Source organism: Faecalibacterium sp. An58 (assembly GCF_002161515.1).
Lineage (GTDB): Bacteria > Bacillota > Clostridia > Oscillospirales > Ruminococcaceae > Faecalibacterium > Faecalibacterium avium.
Window position 1 is genome coordinate 22,003 of the sequence record NZ_NFHX01000008.1, and the last position, 17,247, is coordinate 39,249.

The window sequence follows — 17,247 nt, forward strand, 5'->3', positions numbered from 1 at the left end:
CAGGCCCGTTCCGGGCCAAAAGGCGCGGCGGACGGGCCGTCAGCGGCCGGCCTGGGCGAAATTCTGGATGGCAAGGGAGACGCTGCCCTGGACCGTCAGGGTGATATCCTGGACCAGGAGGCGGTAGTCCTGGGTCATGCCGCGCTTGATCCAGTCCAGCATCAGGCCCACAAAGCTGTACTTGTAAAAGCCGGCGATGAAGGCTTTCTGCTCCTCGGTGATGGGGACGCCCTGGCTCTTTTCGTCCACCACGCCGCGGATCAGGCCGTAGGTCATCCGGAACAGGAAATTCTCCATCTGCTCCCGGCTGATGCAGCGGTAGGCGTTCATCACAAAGGGCTTGTTTTCCAGCACGGCCTCAAAGACCTGCAGCAGGCCCTCGCTCCAGGTGTCATAGGTCTTTTTGCCCTGCAATGCCTGGGTGGCGTCCTCGATGCAGGACCATTCGATCAGGTCGTAGATGTCCTGGAAGTGGTAGTAAAAGGTCATGCGGCTGATGCCGCAGTCGTCGGTGATGTCCCGTATGGTGATCTTGGCCAGCGGCTTTTTCAGCATCATCTTTTTCAGGGATGCCTCCAGCGCTTTTTTGGTGATATTGGACATAGCCTCCTCCTTGCAGCCCGGGCTGGATAGCGGGTCAGCGGCCGCAGCCGCCGTTGCCGGCGCAGCCGTGCTTTTCCTCGCTGTGGCAGTTGTGCTGGCCGTGCTCCTGGCCGTGATGGTCGCAATGGACGGCGGGGTCATAGGCCAGGGTGCCCGCCAGCAGGTCCTGGACCGCCTGGTCGGCCGGGCCGGACACGCCGCCGTACAGCCGGATGCCCACGGTGGACAGGGCGGCCTGCGCTCCGCCTCCGATGCCGCCGCAGATCAGCACGTCAACGCCCGTCTGCTCCAGCAGGCCGGCCAGAGCGCCGTGGCCCTGGCCGTGGGTGCCCAGAATCCGGGTGGCGGTCACCTGGCCGTTTTCCACCTCGTACAGCTTGAACTGGACCGTGCGGCCGAAATGAGGGAAGATATTGCCGTTTTCATAGGGAACTGCGATTTTCATAGCTCGATTTCCTTTCCTGGTGTTGTGCAGGGCCGTACCCGCAGGCGCGGCGGTGTCCTTTTTCTGTATTGTATCACGCTTTGCCGCAAAGCGCCATCCCCGGCGCGCCGAAACACTGCGTCTTTTCAGATGCGGCCCGGACTGCTATAATGGAAACAGCGAAGGGAGGAACTGCCATGCATCAAAAGATCCGATGGGCGGCGGCCCTGACACTGGGGGCGGCCGCCTGGAAATTCTGCCGGGACCGCAAATATCCTCTGGCCAGGGGCTGCCCGCCTTTGCACCTGTTTGTAGTGCCGGGTGTGCTGCTGGGGCCTCGGACGGCGGCCCTGGGCAACCGGGTACTGGCCCGGATGCCCCTGCCGCCGGTGAGCCCCGGACTGCGGCGGACCAGGCAGACGGCGCGCGGCCGGGACGGACGGAAAGTGCCTCTGACGGTCTATGAGCCGGTGGGGGCGCAGGGGGAGCTGCCCTGTCTGGTCTACTTCCACGGCGGCGGGTTCTGCTTTGCTGACGCGGGCTACATCCACCAGAACGTCATGGATTACAGCCTGGGCGCAGGGTGCAAGGTGGTACTTGTGCACTACCGCACCAGCGAACAGGCCGCTTTCCCGGCGGCCTTTGAGGACTGCTGCGACGCAATGCGGTTCGTCTGGGAACACAGCAGCCGGCTGGGGGTCTGCCGGGACCGCATCGCGGTGGGAGGCGACAGCGCCGGGGGAGACCTGGCCGCGGCCTGTGCCCTCTGGGCGCGGGATACGGGGGAGGTTCGGCTCTGCTTCCAGCTGCTGATCTACCCGGTGACGGACGCCCGGATGCAGACCCTTTCCATCCGGCAGTTCACCGACAGTCCCTGCTGGAACGCCCGTCTGAACCGGAGGATGTGGCGGCTGTACCTGCGCGACGGCTGGGGCAGCCGCCGGGCTTACGCCTCGCCCATGGAGGCGGACAGCTTTGCAGGGCTGCCCGACGCCTATGTGGAGGTGGAGCAGTTCGACTGCCTGCGGGACGAGGGAATCGCCTATGCCGCGGCCCTGGCCCGCGCCGGCGCCAGGGTGCAGCTGGAAAAGGTGGAAGGCACCTTCCACGGTTTCGATTTCTTCCGGGATTCGCCGGCGGCCCGGATGCAGATCGCACGCCGCACCGATGCGCTGCGCAGGGCCTTTGGGGCGACTTTGGCCAAAAAAGATTGACAAGCCCGGCGGGACGTTATAGTATTACGATGGACCGCAGCCGATCCGGTTTGGAACAAAAAAGCACGCCGGCGCTCTGCCGGCTGCGGATGAAAAAACAAATGAGGTAAAAAGCAATGGAACACGCAAGATCGATCACTCCTGCCATGATCGCCGCTTTCAAGGCAGACTATGACGCAGACAGGGAGGCCCGGGTGCTGACGGCAGCCGTCACTCACAGTCCGCTGGGCAAGGCGGCCATGGACCCCATGGCGGCCGCCAAACTGGAGGACAGCTTTTCGGTCGAGGTCAAGACCCGGGGCATCACCGCGCAGCAAAAGAGCGGCCGCTGCTGGCTGTTCGCATCCATGAACGTGATGCGGGAGATCGTGGCGGAAAAGTGCGGCCTGGACAAGTTCGAGCTGTCGGGCAACTGGCTGGGCTTCTGGGACAAGTTTGAGAAGATCAACTTCTTTCTGGAGAGCGTGCTGGACTGCGCCGAACGGCCGGTGGCGGACCGGACCCTCGACTGGGTGCTGAACGGCATCAGCGACGGCGGTCAGTGGGATATGATGGTCAGCATCGTCAGGAAGTATGGCATCGTGCCGGCCAGCGTCATGCCCGAGACGGCGCAGTCCTGCGGCACGGCCGAGCTGATGCGCCTGCTCAACACCAAGCTGCGCAAGGACGCCATCGAGCTGCGGGCCCTGGCTGCCGCCGGCGGCGACACGGCCGCCCGCAAGGACGAGATGCTGGCCGAGCTGTTCAAGGCCCTGTGCATCTGCTTTGGACGCCCGGTAGACCGTTTCGACTTTGCCTACACCGACAAGGAGGGCGTCTACCATGTGGACCGGGATCTGACGCCGGTGGACTTCTATGAAAAGTACATCGGGCTGGAGCTGGAGGACTACGTCAGCGTCATCCACGCCCCCACCCAGGACAAGCCCTTTGGCAAGACCTACACCGTCAAATACCTGGGCAATGTGGTGGAAGGCCGGGTGCGCCATCTCAACCTGCCCATGGAGGAGATGAAAGCCCTGGCGGTGGCCCAGCTGAAGGCGGGCGAGCCGGTGTGGTTTGGCAGCGACTGCGGCAAGTTTGGCAGCCGCGACGACGGCATCTGGGATCCCGACAGCTTTTTGTACGGCGAGCTGCTGGGCGGGCTGGACCTGAGCCTCACCAAGGCCGAGCGCCTGGACTACCGTGACAGCGCCATGAACCACGCCATGGTGCTCTGCGGCGTCAACCTGGACGCAGCCGGCCGGCCCGACCGCTGGAAGATCGAGAACAGCTGGGGTGAGACCGCCGGCCGGAAGGGCTACTTTGTGGCAAGCGACAAGTGGTTCGACCAGTTCGTTTACCAGGCCGTGATCCACAAGCGCTTTTTGAGCGATGCCCAGCGCCAGGCCCTGGAAGGCGAGCCCATCGAGCTGGCCCCCTGGGACCCCATGGGCTCTCTGGCATAAAACCAAAACCGGAAACAAAAGACCGGGCCTCCCTGTAAAAGGGAAGCCCGGTTTCTGGTTTCGGGGTGTAACGGAAGGGGTCACTCGAGATGCACAAGGTCCTGGCCCGGCTGGACGGCGCCGCTGGTCAGGACTTTGACGGCGGCGTAGTCGTCGGTGTTGCAGACGATCATGGGGGTGGTGCACAGATAGCCTGCGGCCTTGATGGCCTGCTGGTCGAAGCTGATCAGCAGATCGCCCTTCTTGACCTTCTGTCCGTTTTGGACATGGGGGGTGAAATACTGCCCATTCAGCTTGACGGTGTCGATGCCCACGTGCAGCAGGATCTCTGCGCCGGTGGAGGTCACCAGGCTGACAGCGTGATGGGTGTCAAAGAGGTTGTCCACCAGGGCGTCGGCGGGGGCGTAGAGCTTGCCCTCGCTGGGCTCGATGGCCACCCCCTCGCCCAAAGCGCAGGAGGCAAAGGCCTCGTCCTGCACCTCGTTCATGGGCACCACGGTGCCGGCCATATGTGCGCCCAGGGTGGCCGGCGCGGCTTTGGCCGGGGCGGCCTTGGCAGGCGCCGGCGCCGGAGCGGGAGCTGCGGCGTAGTCGGGGGCAGCCTCCAGCTTGTCGGCGGCGGGGGTCTCCATGAAGTCCACCAGGTTGGATTTGATCACCGCCACCTGGGGTCCATAGATGACCTGGATGCCGTTGCCCTTGTGGACCACGCCCGAGGCGCCGCTCTGCTTGAGCAGGCCGTCGCTGACCTTGTTGGAGTCCACCACCGTCACGCGCAGACGGGTGGCGCAGCAGTCCACATCCGAGATGTTGGCCTTGCCGCCCAGGCCCCGCAGGATGGTGGCCGAGACGTTGTCGCCGGCGGGAGCAGCGCCGGGGCCGGCGTTCTCCTTCATATCGCTGCGGGTGTAGAGCTTGGGCTCCTCGTCGTCCGGCTCACGGCCGGGGGTCTTGAGGTCCATCAGGCGGATCATCAGGGTGAAGGTGATGTAGTACAGCACAAAGTAGCCCACACCCACGATCACGACCCAGATCCAGTGGGTCTTGGCGTTGCCCTGCAGGATGCCAAAGAGGGTCAGGTCGATCAGGCCGCCCGAGAAGGTCATGCCCACGCAGACGTTGAGAATGTGCATCAGCATATAGGCCAGGCCGGCATACACGCAGTGGACCGCGTACATCAGGGGGGCCACAAAGAGGAAGGTGAATTCCAGCGGCTCGGTGATGCCGGTGACCATGGAGGTCAGGGCAGCCGACAGCAGCAGGCCAAAGACGACCTTGCGCTTTTGGGGACGGGCGGTGCGGTACATGGCCAGAGCTGCGCCGGGCAGGCCAAAGATCATCAGGGGGAACTTGCCGGCCATAAAGCGGGTGGCGTCCACCGAGAACTCGGTGACCGTCTTGGAAGCCAGCTCGGCAAAGAAGATGTTCTGCGCGCCCTGGACGGTGACCCCGTCGATGACGGCGGTGCCGCCCACGGCAGTCTGCCAGAAGGGCATATAGAAAACGTGGTGCAGGCCGAAGGGGATCAGGGCACGCTCGATCAGGCCGTAGATGAAGGTGCCCGCATAGCCCGAGCTGATGACCAGGTTGCCCAGCAGGCCGATGCCGTGCTGCACCACCGGCCAGACATAGAACATGGCGATGCCCACCAGCAGGTAGACCGCAGTACAGACGATGGGCACAAAGCGGGTGCCTCCGAAGAAGGAGAGCACCTGGGGCAGCTGCGTCTTATAAAAGCGGTTGTGCAGAGCCGCCACGCCCAGGCCCACGATGATGCCGCCGAACACGCCCATCTGCAAAGAGGTGATGCCCAGCACCGAGGTGGTGGTGTTGGCCGCCATGGCTTCCACGCCGCCGCTGGCGTTGATCATGGCGCAGATGGCCGTGTTCATGACCAGGTAGGCGATGGCGCCGGAGAGGGCGGCCACTTCCTTCTCCTTTTTGGCCATGCCGATGGCCACGCCCATGGCGAACAGCAGCGCGAGGTTGTTGAAGACCACGCTGCCGCACTGGTTCATGATATCCAGCACCGTATAGGGGATGGTGCCGGGGTGGATGACGCCGGTCAGGCCATAGGCCTCCAGCATGGTCTCGTTGGTGAACGAGCTGCCAATGCCCAGCAGCAGGCCCGCCACGGGCAGCAGGGCGATGGGCAGCATGAAGGAGCGGCCGACACGCTGCAATACGCCAAAGATCTTGTCTTTCATAAAAATCCTCCTTTGGTCTGTCGGTATAAAAAAGACCTGTACACATTGCCGGCGCCGGCAGGGCGCACTGCCGCGGCAAAATGTACAGGTCTAGCCTACATAACAATCGATGCAGTCACTATCCTGTGCGGCTTTACGGGGTGGCTGGCCGCAGGCCCCCGGCCACCCGTTTGAGATGGATGGTCAAATAGACAAGTTCCTCCTGGGAGAGGTCCTTGTGCCAGGTGTTTTTGATGTAGGCCGCAATGCACAGGGCACATTTGTAGTGCTCGGCGCAGCTGCGGGCGATGGTGGCCCGGAAGGCCGCGTCCTCCTCGCTGGAGCTGTCGGGGATCATCTTGTCCTGGAACAGCCGCTGGGCAAAGTAGCGCAGATGCACCACAAAGCGGCTGAAATCCAGAGATTCCCGGTCGAACACGCCCCGGTCGCGATAGAAGTATTCCACCACCTCCACCGCGCCGTCGATGAGCCGGGTGATGTCGTACATCTCACTCATGTCGGTGTTCAGCTCGGCGTTGACGATGTGCAGCGCGATGAAGGCGGCCTCGTCGGGGTTGAGCTCCACACCGCAGGTGTCGCGGATCATGTCCAGACATTTCTGCCCGAGATGGTATTCGGTGGGGTAATAACAGAAGATACTGCCGGCCAGCGGGTTCTTGAACTCGATGCCCTGAGCCTTGCGCTGGATGGCGAAGCTGATGTGATCGGCCAGGGTGATCAGCAGGGACTCGTTCAGCGGCTGGCGAACGGCGGCCCGGATCTCCTCGATCAGGCTCTCGGTCAGGCGCAGATGTTCCAGGGGGATCTGCTCCACCAGCTCCCGCAGACGGTGCTGAACGGTCTTGTCCTCCATCCGGTAGACCTTTTCCACCGCCTCGGGGTCCACAAACTGCCCGACCTTGCGGCCAAAACCCAGTCCCCGGCCTGTGACGATGCTCTCGATGCCTTTTTCGTCGATGACGCATAGGATGTTGTTGTTGATGACCTTTTTGATGCGCACCCCGCTGCCTCCCTTTGCACCGCCAGGCAAAAAGAAAAGACCAAACCCCTCAAACACTCTTTATCCAAAGCCAAGAGCATCCACGGAGTTGGTCTAGCCCGCACGACCGGTAACAATCCAACCAAAAGCCTGCTGTGCAGGCTTGCCTTCTTTTATGTTCGGTTCTACAATACCATGTCGTCTGAATCTTGTCAATCATTTTCCGCACAATGCAGAAAGTTTTGGCACACTGCCGAATTTGAGGGTGTGATTTTAGACAAATTTAAGGATGGGAGGGAAGCGCTCTGGGACGGAAACGCCTGCTTTGCGCCCCGCATACAGCCATAGGATAGCACCGGGGCAGGGAGACTACAAGGCAGGCGGAGCGGCGGAATGGAATCAAATGGCCTTATTGTATAGAATAAAACAGGGATAGAGATCGCAAAGGAATTTGCAAAATGAAACGGATCGTGTCAACACGGTTCACTGCTTTACTTTTATGATTTGGAGGGAAAACCATGGAACATGATCAGAAGATCAGCCAGGAAGAAGCCAGGGAGAGGATGGAGGCCGGGGACGTCATCGTCCTCGATGTGCGGGAGCAGGAGGAGTACGACAGCGGCCATATCCCCGGCGCGGTACTGCTGCCGCTGGGCGCCATCGACGGGGAGAGCGCCGCCGAAGTGATCCCGGAAAAAGACGCTGCCGTGCTGGTTTACTGCCGCAGCGGCAGCCGCAGCAAGAAGGCGGCCAAGGCGCTGGCCGAGCTGGGGTACACGGGCGTTTACGAGTTCGGCGGGATCATGACCTGGCCGTATGACGTGGTGAAATAAACAAGCAAGGGCGGGGCCAGGCGGCTCCGCCCGGTTTGCAGTCCGGGTTCAGGTCTGCCAGTTCTGGCGCAGCAGCTTGAGGGCGTGCGTTTCCAAACGGGACACATAGCTGCGGCTGATACCCATCAGCCGCGCCGTCTCCAGCTGGGTGAGAGGGGGCCTGCCATCCAGGCCGTACCGCAGCCGGATGAGCTGCTGTTCCCGCTGGGGCAGAGCGCAGATCAGGCCGCGCAGCCGGGCGGCCTCGTCCTTTTTCTCGCAGTTCTCCTCCATGCAGGCAGTGTCCTGCAGCAGATCCGACAAAGTCAGCGCCGAGTCATCCTTGCCGGTATCCAGGGCCTCCTGGAGCGAGATGGATGGCCCGGTCTTTTTCTCGCGCCGGAACTGCATACGGAGCTCGTTTTCAATGCACCTGCTGGCATACGTGGAAAAGCGGGCCTGGCGGGAACAGTCGAAGGTGTTGACCGCTTTGATCAGGCCGATGGTGCCGATGCTGATGAGGTCATCCTGGTCGCCGGGCAGGGAATAGTACTTTTTTGCGATGTGGGCCACAAGACGAAGGTTGTGGCGGATGATCTTCTCCCGGGCGTCGGGGTCGCCATCGCGCAGGGCCTGAAAGGCTGCGGCTTCCTCCCGGGGGGTCATGGGACGGGGAAAGCTGCCGGATTCGAGATGCAACGCGAGATACAGAAACTGGGCGGAGAAAAACCGAAGCAGAGCCAACAACATACCAAAAGCCTCCTTGTGCACAGAGCGGAACGCATTCGTTTCAGTCTATGTGCACAGGGAGGCAAATTTGCAGGTCCGAACGGCTGCTGCCTGCGGCAGAAGCCGTCCTTCGGGCTGCGGGCCGGTGGGGTTTGGTTCAGCGGGCGTCGTAGTCCAGATAGGCGCCCTTCATGGGGCTGGCGGCCAGCTCGCTGAACAGGCGCAGCACGCCTTTGGTGTACTTGCGGGGCTTGGGCTGCCAGTTGGCGCGGCGCTGGGCCAGGATGGCGTCGATCTCCTCGGGGGTCCTGCGCTCGCCGCGGACGCCCACGATGTTCAGCTTGCGGGCAAAGACGTCGATCTCAATCAGGTCGTCCTGCTCCACCAGGGCGATGGGGCCGCCGTCCACGGCCTCGGGGCTGCAGTGGCCGATCACCGGGCCGGTGGACGCGCCCGAGAACCGCCCGTCGGTGATGAGGGCGATGCTGCGGCCCAGCTCCTTGTCGGAGGAAATGGCCTCGGAGGTGTAGAACATCTCGGGCATCCCGCTGCCCTTGGGGCCTTCATAGCGGATGAACACCGCGTCGCCTTTTTGCACCTCGTGGTGGAGGACGGCCGCCAGGCATTCCTCCTCGCTGTCGAAGGGGCGGGCCCGCAGGACGGCCTTATACATTTCCTTGGGGCAGGCGGTGTGCTTGATGACCGCGCCCTCGGGGGCGAGGTTGCCCTTGAGGATGGCGATGGAGCCGTCGGTGCCGATGGCCTTGTCGTAGGGGCGGATGATGTCCTCCCGGGTGATATGGATGCCATAGCGCGCGTTGAATTCGTCCAGCCACTTCTGGCAGCGCTGGTAGAAGCCATTGGCTTTCAGCTCGTCCAGGTTCTCGCCCAGGGTCTTGCCGGTGACGGTCATCGCATCCAGGTGCAGGTGGTCACGGATCTCCTCCATGATGGCGGGCACGCCGCCGGCGTAGTAGAAGCACTCGGCGGGCCAGCGGCCGGCGGGACGGACGTCCAGCAGGTACCGGGCGCCCCGGTGCAGCCGGTCGAAGGTGTCGCCGGTGATCTCGATGCCCAGTTCGTGGGCGATGGCGGGCAGGTGCAGCAGGCAGTTGGTGGAGCCGGAGATGGCGGCATGGACCAGAATGGCGTTCTCAAAGCTGTCCATGGTGACGATGCGGCTGGGGCGCATGGCGTCGCAGCCGGCCATTTCGACGGCGCGGCGGCCGGCCTGCCGGGCATAGGCCAGCAGGTCGGGGCTGGTGGCGGGCATCAGGGCGCTGCCGGGCAAAGCCAGGCCCAAAGCCTCGGCCATGATCTGCATGGTGGAGGCCGTGCCGATGAAGCTGCAGGCGCCGCAGCTGGGGCAGGCGTTCTGCTTGGCCCAGTTGAGCCTGTCCTGGTCAATCTCGCCCCGCTCAAATTTGGCGCTGTACATCCCCAGCTGCTCGAGGGTGAGCATCTCGGGGCCGGCGTTCATGGTGCCGCCGGGCACCACCACCGAGGGGATGTCCACCCGCAGGCAGCCCATGAGGTTCGCGGGCATTCCCTTGTCGCAGCTGGCCAGGTAGACCCCGGCGTCAAAGGGGGTGGCGTTCGCGTGGATCTCGATCATGTTGGCGATGATCTCCCGGCTGGCCAGGCTGTAATTGATGCCGTCGGTGCCCTGGCTCTCGCCGTCGCAGATGTCGGTGCAGGCATACCGGGCGCCATAGCCTCCGGCTTCGGCCACCCCCTTGCGCACCTCCTCCACCAGGATGGGCAGGTGGCCGCTGCCGGGATGGCTGTCCCCGGCGGTGCTCTCGATGATGACCTGGGGTTTTGCAAGATCCTCCGGGGCCCACCCGGTGCCGATCCGCAAGGGGTCCAGCTCGGGGGCCAGGGTGCGCATTTTCTGACTGATCAGTTCCATCTTGTTTCCTCCTTTGGTACGCACAAGCCGCCGCAGGGCAACGGGCACACTGCGGCGGCGGGCGATGGATAGTTTAGTGCAGCTCGGGCCAGTAGTCCTTGTTGGCCTCGATCAGATCGTCCAGGATCTCTTTGGCCACCTTGGCGCTGGGCACCGTCTTGCTCAGCGTCAAAGCCTGCCACATCTTCTGGTAGCTGTGCTCGCAGTAAGCCTGCACCACCAGCTTTTCCACGGCCACCTGCTGCTGCATCATGCCCAGCTGGAAGGTGGGGATCTCACCCTGGCACAGGGGCTCGGGGCCTTCGTTGCCCACCAGGCAGGGCACTTCCACCATGGCGTGGGGGTCAAAGTTGGAGATGGCGCCCTTGTTCTCCACGATGCACAGCATCCGCTCGTGGGTGTTGTAGGCGATGGCCCGGGCCAGGTCCACGATGAAGCTGGCGTGGTTGTCGATGGAGAACTCGTCGCCGTTGAACCGGCCCGAATCCACAATGGCCTTGGCGGCGCCGAACACGGTCTTTTCGCGGCCGTTCTCCACCTCATTGGCGCGGGTGTAGTTGGGGTCGCTGTGGGCCACCACATAGTCGGGGTAGAGGTAGTATTTCAGGTAGGTGTTGGGCAGGCAGTCGGGGGTCACCGCCAGCAGATCGGCGGCCTTGCGGTGGGTCTCCTGCCAGCTGGAATCCATGTGCTGGGTCTCGATGGCCTTGGCGGTCAGGTAGCCGTTCTTGCTGACATAGTCGATGAGCTGGGGGGTGTAGTCGGTACCGTCCTTGCCCTTGACGCTGGTCCACCAGCCAAAGTGGTTGAGGCCGTAGTAGCGCACATCCAGGTCTTTGGGGTCCTTGCCCACGATGTAGCTCATCCGCCGCAGGGTGCCCACAGGCATATCGCAGATGTTGATGATCTTTGCGCCGGGACGCAGGACCCGGCAGGCCTCGGCCACGATGGAGGCGGGGTTGGAGTAGTTCAGCATCCAGCAGTCGGGGCTGTACGCCTCCATATAATCGATCAGCTGCATGATGTCGGGGATGCTGCGCATACCGTAGGCGATGCCGCCGGGACCGCAGGTCTCCTGGCCCACCACGCCGTGAGCCAGCGGGATCTTCTCATCCTTTTCCCGCATGGGGTAGCCGCCGCTGCGGATGTGGGCCATACAGAAATCCACATCGGTGAAGGCTTCCTTCGGGTCGGTGGTGTAGGAGAACGCCACATCCGGCGCCACCTTCTGCATGGCCAGCGCGATGGCTTTGGCCAGCTTTTCCTGGCGCTCGGCGTCGATGTCGTACAATTTCAGGCTGCGGATGGGGAAGCGGTCCAGGCTGTTCATCAGCATCATCACGATGCCGGGGGTGTAGGTGCTCCCGCCGCCGGCGATGACGATCGAAAACTTTTTCATCTTCAAAACCTCTTTTCGTTTATTCCTGGTCGGCAAAGCCCAGTTCCTGGTCCACGGCCTTGCGGACGGCATTGACCTTGAGGCCATAGACCACCTGGACGTTCTTGCCCTTGCGGATGACGGCGTTGGCGCCGGTCTGGTTTTTCAGCACGTCCTCCTGCACGAGGTCGGGGTTCGCCAGTTCGGTGCGCAGACGGGTGTAGCAGTTGGTGACCTTGAGGATGTTGTCTTTGCCGCCCAGCGCGCTGACGATGAGGGCGGCGTCCACGGCGCCGTCCGCAGCAGGACCGGCGGACTTGCCCGCGGCCACCTTGGCCTTGTACTCGGCTTTGCTGTGCAGCTTCATCTCCATGCCCTCGCTCTCACGGCCCAGGGTCTTGAGGTTCATCTTGACGATCAGGACGCGGAAGATGACGTAGTACAGAACGAAGTAGATGACGCCCACCAGGATGTAGACGGGCCAGTGGGTCTTGCCGGTGCCCAGGGGCACATTGTACAGCAGAAAGTCGATGAAGCCGTTGGGGCCGATGGCGCGGCAGCCCAGCACGTTCAGCAGCACCATGCTGGAGCCGGCCAGAACGGCGTGGACCACGAACAGGATGGGAGCCACGAACAGGAAGCTGAACTCGATGGGCTCGGTGACGCCCGCGATGAAGGAGGTGGTGGCGGCGGTGATCAGGACGGCCTTGATCTTGCCGCGGTTCTCAGGACGCGCGGTGTGGTACATGGCCAGGCAGGCGCCGATCAGGCCGAACATCTTGGAGATGCCGCGGGCGTCCCAGATGACCGACTGGCTCAGGACTGCCACAGAGGGGTCTGCGATCTCGGCGTAGTAGATGTTGCGGGCGCCCTCGTAGATCTGGCCGCCCACCTCAGCGACGCCGCCCAGGGAGGTGTACAGGAAGGGGGTGTAGACCAGATGATGCAGGCCGGTGGGGATGAGCAGGCGCTCCAGCATACCGTAGACGAACAGGCCCAAGTTGCCGGAAGCCTGGATGAAGCTGCCCAGAGAGTTGATGCCCGCCTGGGCGAAGGGCCACACATAGGTCAGGACGACGGCCAGCACCACCATCAGGGGGATCAGGACGATGAACACAAAGCGGGTGCCGCCATAGATCTGGAAGGCGTTGTTGAACTCGGTCTCACAGAAGCGGTTGTGGATCCAGGCCACGATGATGCCCAGCATCAGGCCCAGAAAGACGCCCATATCCAGCACCTGCACGCCCAGCACGGTGGTCTGGCCGGTGCCGCTCAGGTTGCCTTCCACCAGGATGCCGGTCAGGCCCATGAAGCGGTTCATGGCGTTGATGAACACCAGGAAAGCCAGAAGGCCGATGAAGCCCGCCTCGGACTTCTTCTTGTTGGCCAGGCCCACTGCCAGGCCCACGCAGAAGATGACGCCGAGGTTGGTCATGATGGCGTTCAGCGAGCCGGACAGCAGGGTGCCGAAACCGGTGGTGACGGGGTTGTTGAGGAAGGGCAGCACTTCCATCAGACGGGTGTTGGTGAACAGGTTGCCGACCGCGATCAGAATACCAGCAATAGGCAGGATCAGGACGGGGATGAACATCGCTTTGGAGAAGCGCTGCATGGCGTCCATGACTTTTTCTTTCATGAGAAATGATTCCTTCTTTCCATTGTGTTTTCCGCGGGGCGCGTCCGCCCGGTTTGCGCGACAGCTGTCTTTACACACAATATGCCAAAAAAGTTGCCCTGTGTAAACTCTTTTTGGGCAAAAGAAAACCTGTTACCTCAATCGGTAACAGGTTGCGGCCAGCGCGCGAAAATGGTTGTGCGGAATACACAATCACACCGGAAGGTCGTTGTCGGACTTGCACAAGCGGCGGTATTCATACGCGATCAATTCCATCAGCATCAGGGTCTGGGGGAAAAAGGTGTTGGGCATGACGTTCAGATCGTCCAGCTTCCACAGATCCTCCACCCGGAACCAGATGTCGGCGAACTGGCCCACGCTGTTCTCGTGGTCGCCGGTGATGGCCACCGTAAAGACGCCGTTCTCCTGGGCGGTCTTGATCTTGTCCCGCACCAGGGAGGTCTCGCCCGACTTTGAGATGCCGATGAACATCCCCATCCGGTCCAGGGAGTTCTCGAAGATGCCCACCGAATCGCCGCCGCTGGCAAACAGACAGTGCTTGCCCATATTCAGCAGCTTATGATAGAGGTATTCGCCCGCCGTGCCCGAAAAGCCGGTGCCATAGATGAAGATGGTCCGTTCGGTCTGCCGGATGATCTGCTGGGCGCAGCTCTTGACCTGGGTGTAGGTGTTGTAGTTGAGCAGGGAGACGGTGCCGAAGCTGCTGAGAAAGTCCACTTCCTCCTGCTCGGTCTTTTGGGGCATCTCCACCAGCGAGCGCAGCTTGTAGCACATATCCACAAACCCGCCATAGCCCATCTTTTTGGCCAGCCGCATGATGGTGGAGGTGGAGGTGAAGTTGGCCCGCGCCACCCCGCGCACCCCGTCGCGCAGCACATGGTCCAGGTTTGCCACGATGTATTCCAGCACGGCGGCTTCGGTGCCCGTCAGCCCCTTGTCCTGGATCAGTTTTTCAAGTTTCATAGATTCGGGTCCCTCCCCGTCTTTGTGCATTCTGTCTGGCCGCCGGCCGGGATGAGGTTGCTCTCGTAGGGGCGCTTGCCCGCCAGCACCTCGTCGTAGAAGGTCTGTTTCCAGTCGATGTAGGCGACGCTTTCTTCCAGCTGTTGGATGGTGCTGCGCAGGGCCTCCTGCTTGCGTTCCAGCATCTGCTTGCGCTGGGGGATGCTGGACGGGCCCTGCAAACACAGCTCCAGGTATTCCTTCATCTCCTGGATGCTCATGCCGCACCGTTTCAGGCAGACCAGGTCCTTGATCCATTTCAGATCCCGCTCATCAAAGACCCGGCGGTTGTTGTGGTCCCGCTTGACATAGGGCACAAGGCCTTCGTTGCAGTAAAATTTCAGGGCCTGATAGGTCATATCCGCCTCTTTGCACACCTGCATCATGGTATAGATCATGGCAGCCTCCCGGTTCATTCACAAAAAATTTAAAATGGGGGGCTTGACCGGTTGTTACAACCGGAGTTTATAATCGGAAGCAGCAAACGGTCCTGCCCTCTGCATTATAGCAGGAAACTTCCCGTTCCACAAGTGACCAAACGAGCCGGGCGGGACACAGCTGTTCATTCGAATGTGTACAGGAGGCAGAAACCATGCAAGCATTTACGTATTCGTATCCCACAAAAGTCTATTTATGACCTGAGCGGCAAGACCATCGTGCCCTTTACCGTCCACGGCGGCAGCCGGTTTGCCGGCACCATCCAGACCATCCAGCAGCTCCAGCCGGGCGCTGCCGTTTGGGAGGACGGGCTTTCCATCTCCCGCAGCAGCGTGCTGGACGCCCCGGCCGCAGTGACCGAATGGGTCGGCGGCCTGGAACTGTAAGGCCCGGCCCAAACCGTGACAGGCCGCAGTCCGGACAAGAAGCCTGGCGCGCCCGCCTCTTTGGCGGGCGCTTTTTTCGCCCTGACGCATATACAGCTTTATGGCGCGGCATCTTCCGGCTCGCCGGGCTTGTAGATATGGGTCAGAGTCAGTTTGCGCAGGGTGTCCTCGTAGTGGAGGCTGGCATAAGTGGTGTACAGAATGTCCACCACGTTGAGCTGTGCCAGACGGGAGGACATGGCCCCATTGCGGAAAAGTGACTCGTTGGCCGCAATGTAAAGATTGTAGTCGGCCAGCTTGGCCACTTCGGAGGGGTAATAGCGGGTGACGGCAATGAGGGGCGCGCCGTTTGCCTTCATGGCTTTCATGCACTCGATCACTTCCACCGTCTGACCCGAATAGGAAAAGACGATCCCCACGTCCCGGCTGGTGGCATAGCGGGCCGAAAGGAGCTGGGCGTGCCAGTCCTCGTTGATGACACAGGGCTTGTCCAGCCGCAGGAACTTGAGATAGGCGTCCCGGGCCACACACAGCGAGGACCCCAGCCCAAACAGCAGTACGCTGCGGCAGTTGTCCAGCAACTGTGCGCACTGCTCCACCGTGTCGGGCGCCAGCAGACGCTGGGAATCGGACAGGGACTGGATATTCTTTTGGGTCACCTTCTTGATGATCTCGTGGACGCTGTCCCCGGCGGTCAGCTCCTGCTCGGGGTGACGGCCTGTCTCTCCCAGGGCGGCCAGTTCTCCCACCAGAGCACGGCGCAGCTCCTTGTATCCCTCAAAGCCCACCGACCGGCAGACCCGCACCACGCTGGAAGGGGACGTGAAGGTCCGCTGGGCCAGCTGCCGGACCGAGAGCAGGGTGGATTCCTCGGGATTTGAGATGATATAGCGGGCGATCTGCTGTTCGGCAGGACTGAGGGAGGCGCAGCTCTCCCGCAGCCGGAGCAGTGCATTCTTCATAAAAACCTCCTCGATTATGGCTTTTGCACAAAAAATATCTAAAACATGGAGAAGAATTTCAGAAATCATCCTATCGTGAAACATTATACCACAATTGCCGGAAAATGTGGACATTTTGTTTTCAAAGGTCTATAATGCAGTCACACGAACGCTCCATCAGGGTGTATTTAACAGCAGAAAGGCCGGGTAAGAAATGAAACTGAATCTGAACGGAATGACCACCGAGCGGCGCAACCCCCGTACCATGAATCTGGATACCATGACCGAGCTGGAGATCGTCAGTGCCATCAACGAGGAGGATGCCCGGGTGCCTCTGGCGATCGCCAAAAAGCTGCCCGAGATCGCGCAGGCAGCCCACTGGGCGGTGGAAGCCTTTGAACAGGGCGGAAGGCTGTTCTATATGGGCGCGGGCACCAGCGGCCGGCTGGGCGTACTGGATGCAGCCGAATGTCCGCCCACCTTCGGAGTGGATCCCGGGATGGTGGTGGGGCTGATCGCCGGCGGCGAGAAAGCTTTCCTCAAGGCCATCGAGGGGGCAGAGGACAGCCGTGAACTGGGCCGCAGCGACCTGGAGGCCCATGGCCTGACCGCCAAAGATTTTGTGGTGGGGATCGCGGCATCGGGCCGTACTCCCTATGTACTGGGAGGTCTGGAATACGCCAAAAGCGTGGGCTGCCGCACCGCCGCCATTGCCTGCAATACAGGCAGCGCCGTGGGGAAAGCTGCTGACCTCGCCATTGAGGTGGAGGTAGGGCCCGAGGTGCTGACCGGCTCCACCCGGATGAAATCGGGCACCGCCCAGAAGATGATCCTGAATATGATCTCCACCGCGTCGATGGTGCGGATCGGCAAGGCTTATCAGAATCTGATGGTGGATGTGATGCAGACCAACGAAAAGCTGCACGTGCGGGCCGAAAATATCGTCATAGATGCCACCGGCGTGGAGCGGCAGGAAGCGCGCAGGGCCATCGATGCGGCAGGGGGGAGCGTCAAGTGCGCCATCACCATGCTGCTGGCCGGCTGCGGGGCAGAGGAAGCCGCCCGCCGCCTCGAACAGGCCCACGGCCATGTGCGGGCCGCCATCGAGGGATGATTGTGGACAATGCGGCGCGAGCCGCCT

At 62.0% G+C, this 17,247-nt stretch carries 16 protein-coding genes; 5 read left to right on the forward strand and 11 right to left on the reverse strand.

Going from position 1 to position 17,247, the window contains the following annotated elements:
* Positions 1 to 39: 39 nt before the first annotated feature.
* Positions 40 to 603 carry a TetR/AcrR family transcriptional regulator gene (locus B5G12_RS07180; protein ID WP_087324420.1) on the reverse strand — a complete coding sequence of 188 codons (564 nt, stop codon included), beginning with the start codon at positions 601 to 603 and terminating at the stop codon, positions 40 to 42.
* A gap of 34 nt (positions 604 to 637) precedes the next feature.
* Positions 638 to 1,048, reverse strand: coding sequence for a NifB/NifX family molybdenum-iron cluster-binding protein (locus B5G12_RS07185; protein ID WP_087324421.1), 411 nt, complete (start codon positions 1,046 to 1,048; stop codon positions 638 to 640).
* A 176-nt stretch (positions 1,049 to 1,224) separates the two neighbouring features.
* Here B5G12_RS07185 and B5G12_RS07190 point away from each other — a divergent pair, with 176 nt between their 5' ends.
* Entirely contained in the window at positions 1,225 to 2,241 is a 1,017-nt protein-coding gene (locus tag B5G12_RS07190) for an alpha/beta hydrolase (RefSeq protein ID WP_158099692.1), read from the forward strand.
* Between the two features lie 116 nt (positions 2,242 to 2,357).
* The gene (locus B5G12_RS07195; RefSeq protein ID WP_087228235.1) at positions 2,358 to 3,686 is read left to right on the forward strand and encodes a C1 family peptidase; all 1,329 of its coding nucleotides are present in this window, start codon (positions 2,358 to 2,360) and stop codon (positions 3,684 to 3,686) included.
* Positions 3,687 to 3,766: 80 nt separating this feature from the next.
* On the opposite strand, the gene B5G12_RS07200 is transcribed toward B5G12_RS07195, so the two are convergent.
* Both B5G12_RS07200 and licT read right to left on the reverse strand, forming a co-directional pair.
* The gene (locus tag B5G12_RS07200) at positions 3,767 to 5,893 is read right to left on the reverse strand and encodes a PTS sugar transporter subunit IIABC (RefSeq protein WP_087324423.1); all 2,127 of its coding nucleotides are present in this window, start codon (positions 5,891 to 5,893) and stop codon (positions 3,767 to 3,769) included.
* Positions 5,894 to 6,026: 133 nt separating this feature from the next.
* The gene (licT, locus tag B5G12_RS07205; RefSeq protein WP_158099693.1) at positions 6,027 to 6,893 is read right to left on the reverse strand and encodes a BglG family transcription antiterminator LicT; all 867 of its coding nucleotides are present in this window, start codon (positions 6,891 to 6,893) and stop codon (positions 6,027 to 6,029) included.
* A gap of 497 nt (positions 6,894 to 7,390) precedes the next feature.
* On the opposite strand from licT, the gene B5G12_RS07210 reads away from it, so the two are divergent.
* Positions 7,391 to 7,705 carry a rhodanese-like domain-containing protein gene (locus B5G12_RS07210; RefSeq protein ID WP_087324425.1) on the forward strand — a complete coding sequence of 105 codons (315 nt, stop codon included), beginning with the start codon at positions 7,391 to 7,393 and terminating at the stop codon, positions 7,703 to 7,705.
* Positions 7,706 to 7,753: 48 nt separating this feature from the next.
* Here the strand turns inward: B5G12_RS07210 and B5G12_RS07215 are convergent, their stop codons facing one another.
* The 6 genes from B5G12_RS07215 to B5G12_RS07240 all read right to left on the reverse strand — a co-directional run bounded on the left by B5G12_RS07215 (position 7,754) and on the right by B5G12_RS07240 (position 14,739).
* A complete protein-coding gene (locus tag B5G12_RS07215; protein ID WP_087324426.1) occupies positions 7,754 to 8,434 on the reverse strand; it encodes a sigma-70 family RNA polymerase sigma factor in 681 nt (226 codons plus the stop codon).
* A gap of 136 nt (positions 8,435 to 8,570) precedes the next feature.
* The gene (gene ilvD / locus B5G12_RS07220; RefSeq protein WP_522731429.1) at positions 8,571 to 10,319 is read right to left on the reverse strand and encodes a dihydroxy-acid dehydratase; all 1,749 of its coding nucleotides are present in this window, start codon (positions 10,317 to 10,319) and stop codon (positions 8,571 to 8,573) included.
* Positions 10,320 to 10,398: 79 nt separating this feature from the next.
* Positions 10,399 to 11,724 carry a 6-phospho-alpha-glucosidase gene (locus B5G12_RS07225; protein WP_087324428.1) on the reverse strand — a complete coding sequence of 442 codons (1,326 nt, stop codon included), beginning with the start codon at positions 11,722 to 11,724 and terminating at the stop codon, positions 10,399 to 10,401.
* Positions 11,725 to 11,743: 19 nt separating this feature from the next.
* Positions 11,744 to 13,339, reverse strand: coding sequence for a PTS transporter subunit EIIC (locus B5G12_RS07230; protein WP_087324429.1), 1,596 nt, complete (start codon positions 13,337 to 13,339; stop codon positions 11,744 to 11,746).
* A gap of 192 nt (positions 13,340 to 13,531) precedes the next feature.
* Entirely contained in the window at positions 13,532 to 14,302 is a 771-nt protein-coding gene (locus B5G12_RS07235; RefSeq protein ID WP_087228215.1) for a MurR/RpiR family transcriptional regulator, read from the reverse strand.
* Positions 14,299 to 14,739 carry a MerR family transcriptional regulator gene (locus B5G12_RS07240; RefSeq protein ID WP_087324430.1) on the reverse strand — a complete coding sequence of 147 codons (441 nt, stop codon included), beginning with the start codon at positions 14,737 to 14,739 and terminating at the stop codon, positions 14,299 to 14,301. Before B5G12_RS07240 ends, B5G12_RS07235 begins: the two co-directional genes overlap by 4 nt.
* 258 nt (positions 14,740 to 14,997) lie before the next feature.
* On the opposite strand from B5G12_RS07240, the gene B5G12_RS14625 reads away from it, so the two are divergent.
* On the forward strand, positions 14,998 to 15,165 hold the full coding sequence (locus B5G12_RS14625) for an NADPH-dependent FMN reductase family protein (RefSeq protein WP_158098302.1): 168 nt from the start codon (positions 14,998 to 15,000) through the stop codon (positions 15,163 to 15,165).
* Positions 15,166 to 15,263: 98 nt separating this feature from the next.
* Here the strand turns inward: B5G12_RS14625 and B5G12_RS07250 are convergent, their stop codons facing one another.
* Entirely contained in the window at positions 15,264 to 16,127 is an 864-nt protein-coding gene (locus B5G12_RS07250) for a MurR/RpiR family transcriptional regulator (protein ID WP_087324432.1), read from the reverse strand.
* A 193-nt stretch (positions 16,128 to 16,320) separates the two neighbouring features.
* Here B5G12_RS07250 and murQ point away from each other — a divergent pair, with 193 nt between their 5' ends.
* On the forward strand, positions 16,321 to 17,220 hold the full coding sequence (murQ, locus tag B5G12_RS07255) for an N-acetylmuramic acid 6-phosphate etherase (protein WP_144064114.1): 900 nt from the start codon (positions 16,321 to 16,323) through the stop codon (positions 17,218 to 17,220).
* The last annotated feature ends 27 nt before the right edge of the window (positions 17,221 to 17,247 follow it).

Bases quoted from the DNA above. Each gene is read 5' to 3' on its own strand.
- B5G12_RS07180 (WP_087324420.1), bottom strand. From the start codon at position 603: ATGTCCAATATCACCAAAAAAGCGCTGGAGGCATCCCTGAAAAAGATG.
- B5G12_RS07185 (WP_087324421.1), bottom strand. From the start codon at position 1,048: ATGAAAATCGCAGTTCCCTATGAAAACGGCAATATCTTCCCTCATTTC.
- B5G12_RS07190 (WP_158099692.1), top strand. From the start codon at position 1,225: ATGCATCAAAAGATCCGATGGGCGGCGGCCCTGACACTGGGGGCGGCC.
- B5G12_RS07195 (WP_087228235.1), top strand. From the start codon at position 2,358: ATGGAACACGCAAGATCGATCACTCCTGCCATGATCGCCGCTTTCAAG.
- B5G12_RS07200 (WP_087324423.1), bottom strand. From the start codon at position 5,893: ATGAAAGACAAGATCTTTGGCGTATTGCAGCGTGTCGGCCGCTCCTTC.
- B5G12_RS07210 (WP_087324425.1), top strand. From the start codon at position 7,391: ATGGAACATGATCAGAAGATCAGCCAGGAAGAAGCCAGGGAGAGGATG.
- B5G12_RS07215 (WP_087324426.1), bottom strand. From the start codon at position 8,434: ATGTTGTTGGCTCTGCTTCGGTTTTTCTCCGCCCAGTTTCTGTATCTC.
- B5G12_RS07225 (WP_087324428.1), bottom strand. From the start codon at position 11,724: ATGAAAAAGTTTTCGATCGTCATCGCCGGCGGCGGGAGCACCTACACC.
- B5G12_RS07230 (WP_087324429.1), bottom strand. From the start codon at position 13,339: ATGAAAGAAAAAGTCATGGACGCCATGCAGCGCTTCTCCAAAGCGATG.
- B5G12_RS07235 (WP_087228215.1), bottom strand. From the start codon at position 14,302: ATGAAACTTGAAAAACTGATCCAGGACAAGGGGCTGACGGGCACCGAA.
- B5G12_RS07240 (WP_087324430.1), bottom strand. From the start codon at position 14,739: ATGATCTATACCATGATGCAGGTGTGCAAAGAGGCGGATATGACCTAT.
- B5G12_RS07250 (WP_087324432.1), bottom strand. From the start codon at position 16,127: ATGAAGAATGCACTGCTCCGGCTGCGGGAGAGCTGCGCCTCCCTCAGT.
- murQ (WP_144064114.1), top strand. From the start codon at position 16,321: ATGAAACTGAATCTGAACGGAATGACCACCGAGCGGCGCAACCCCCGT.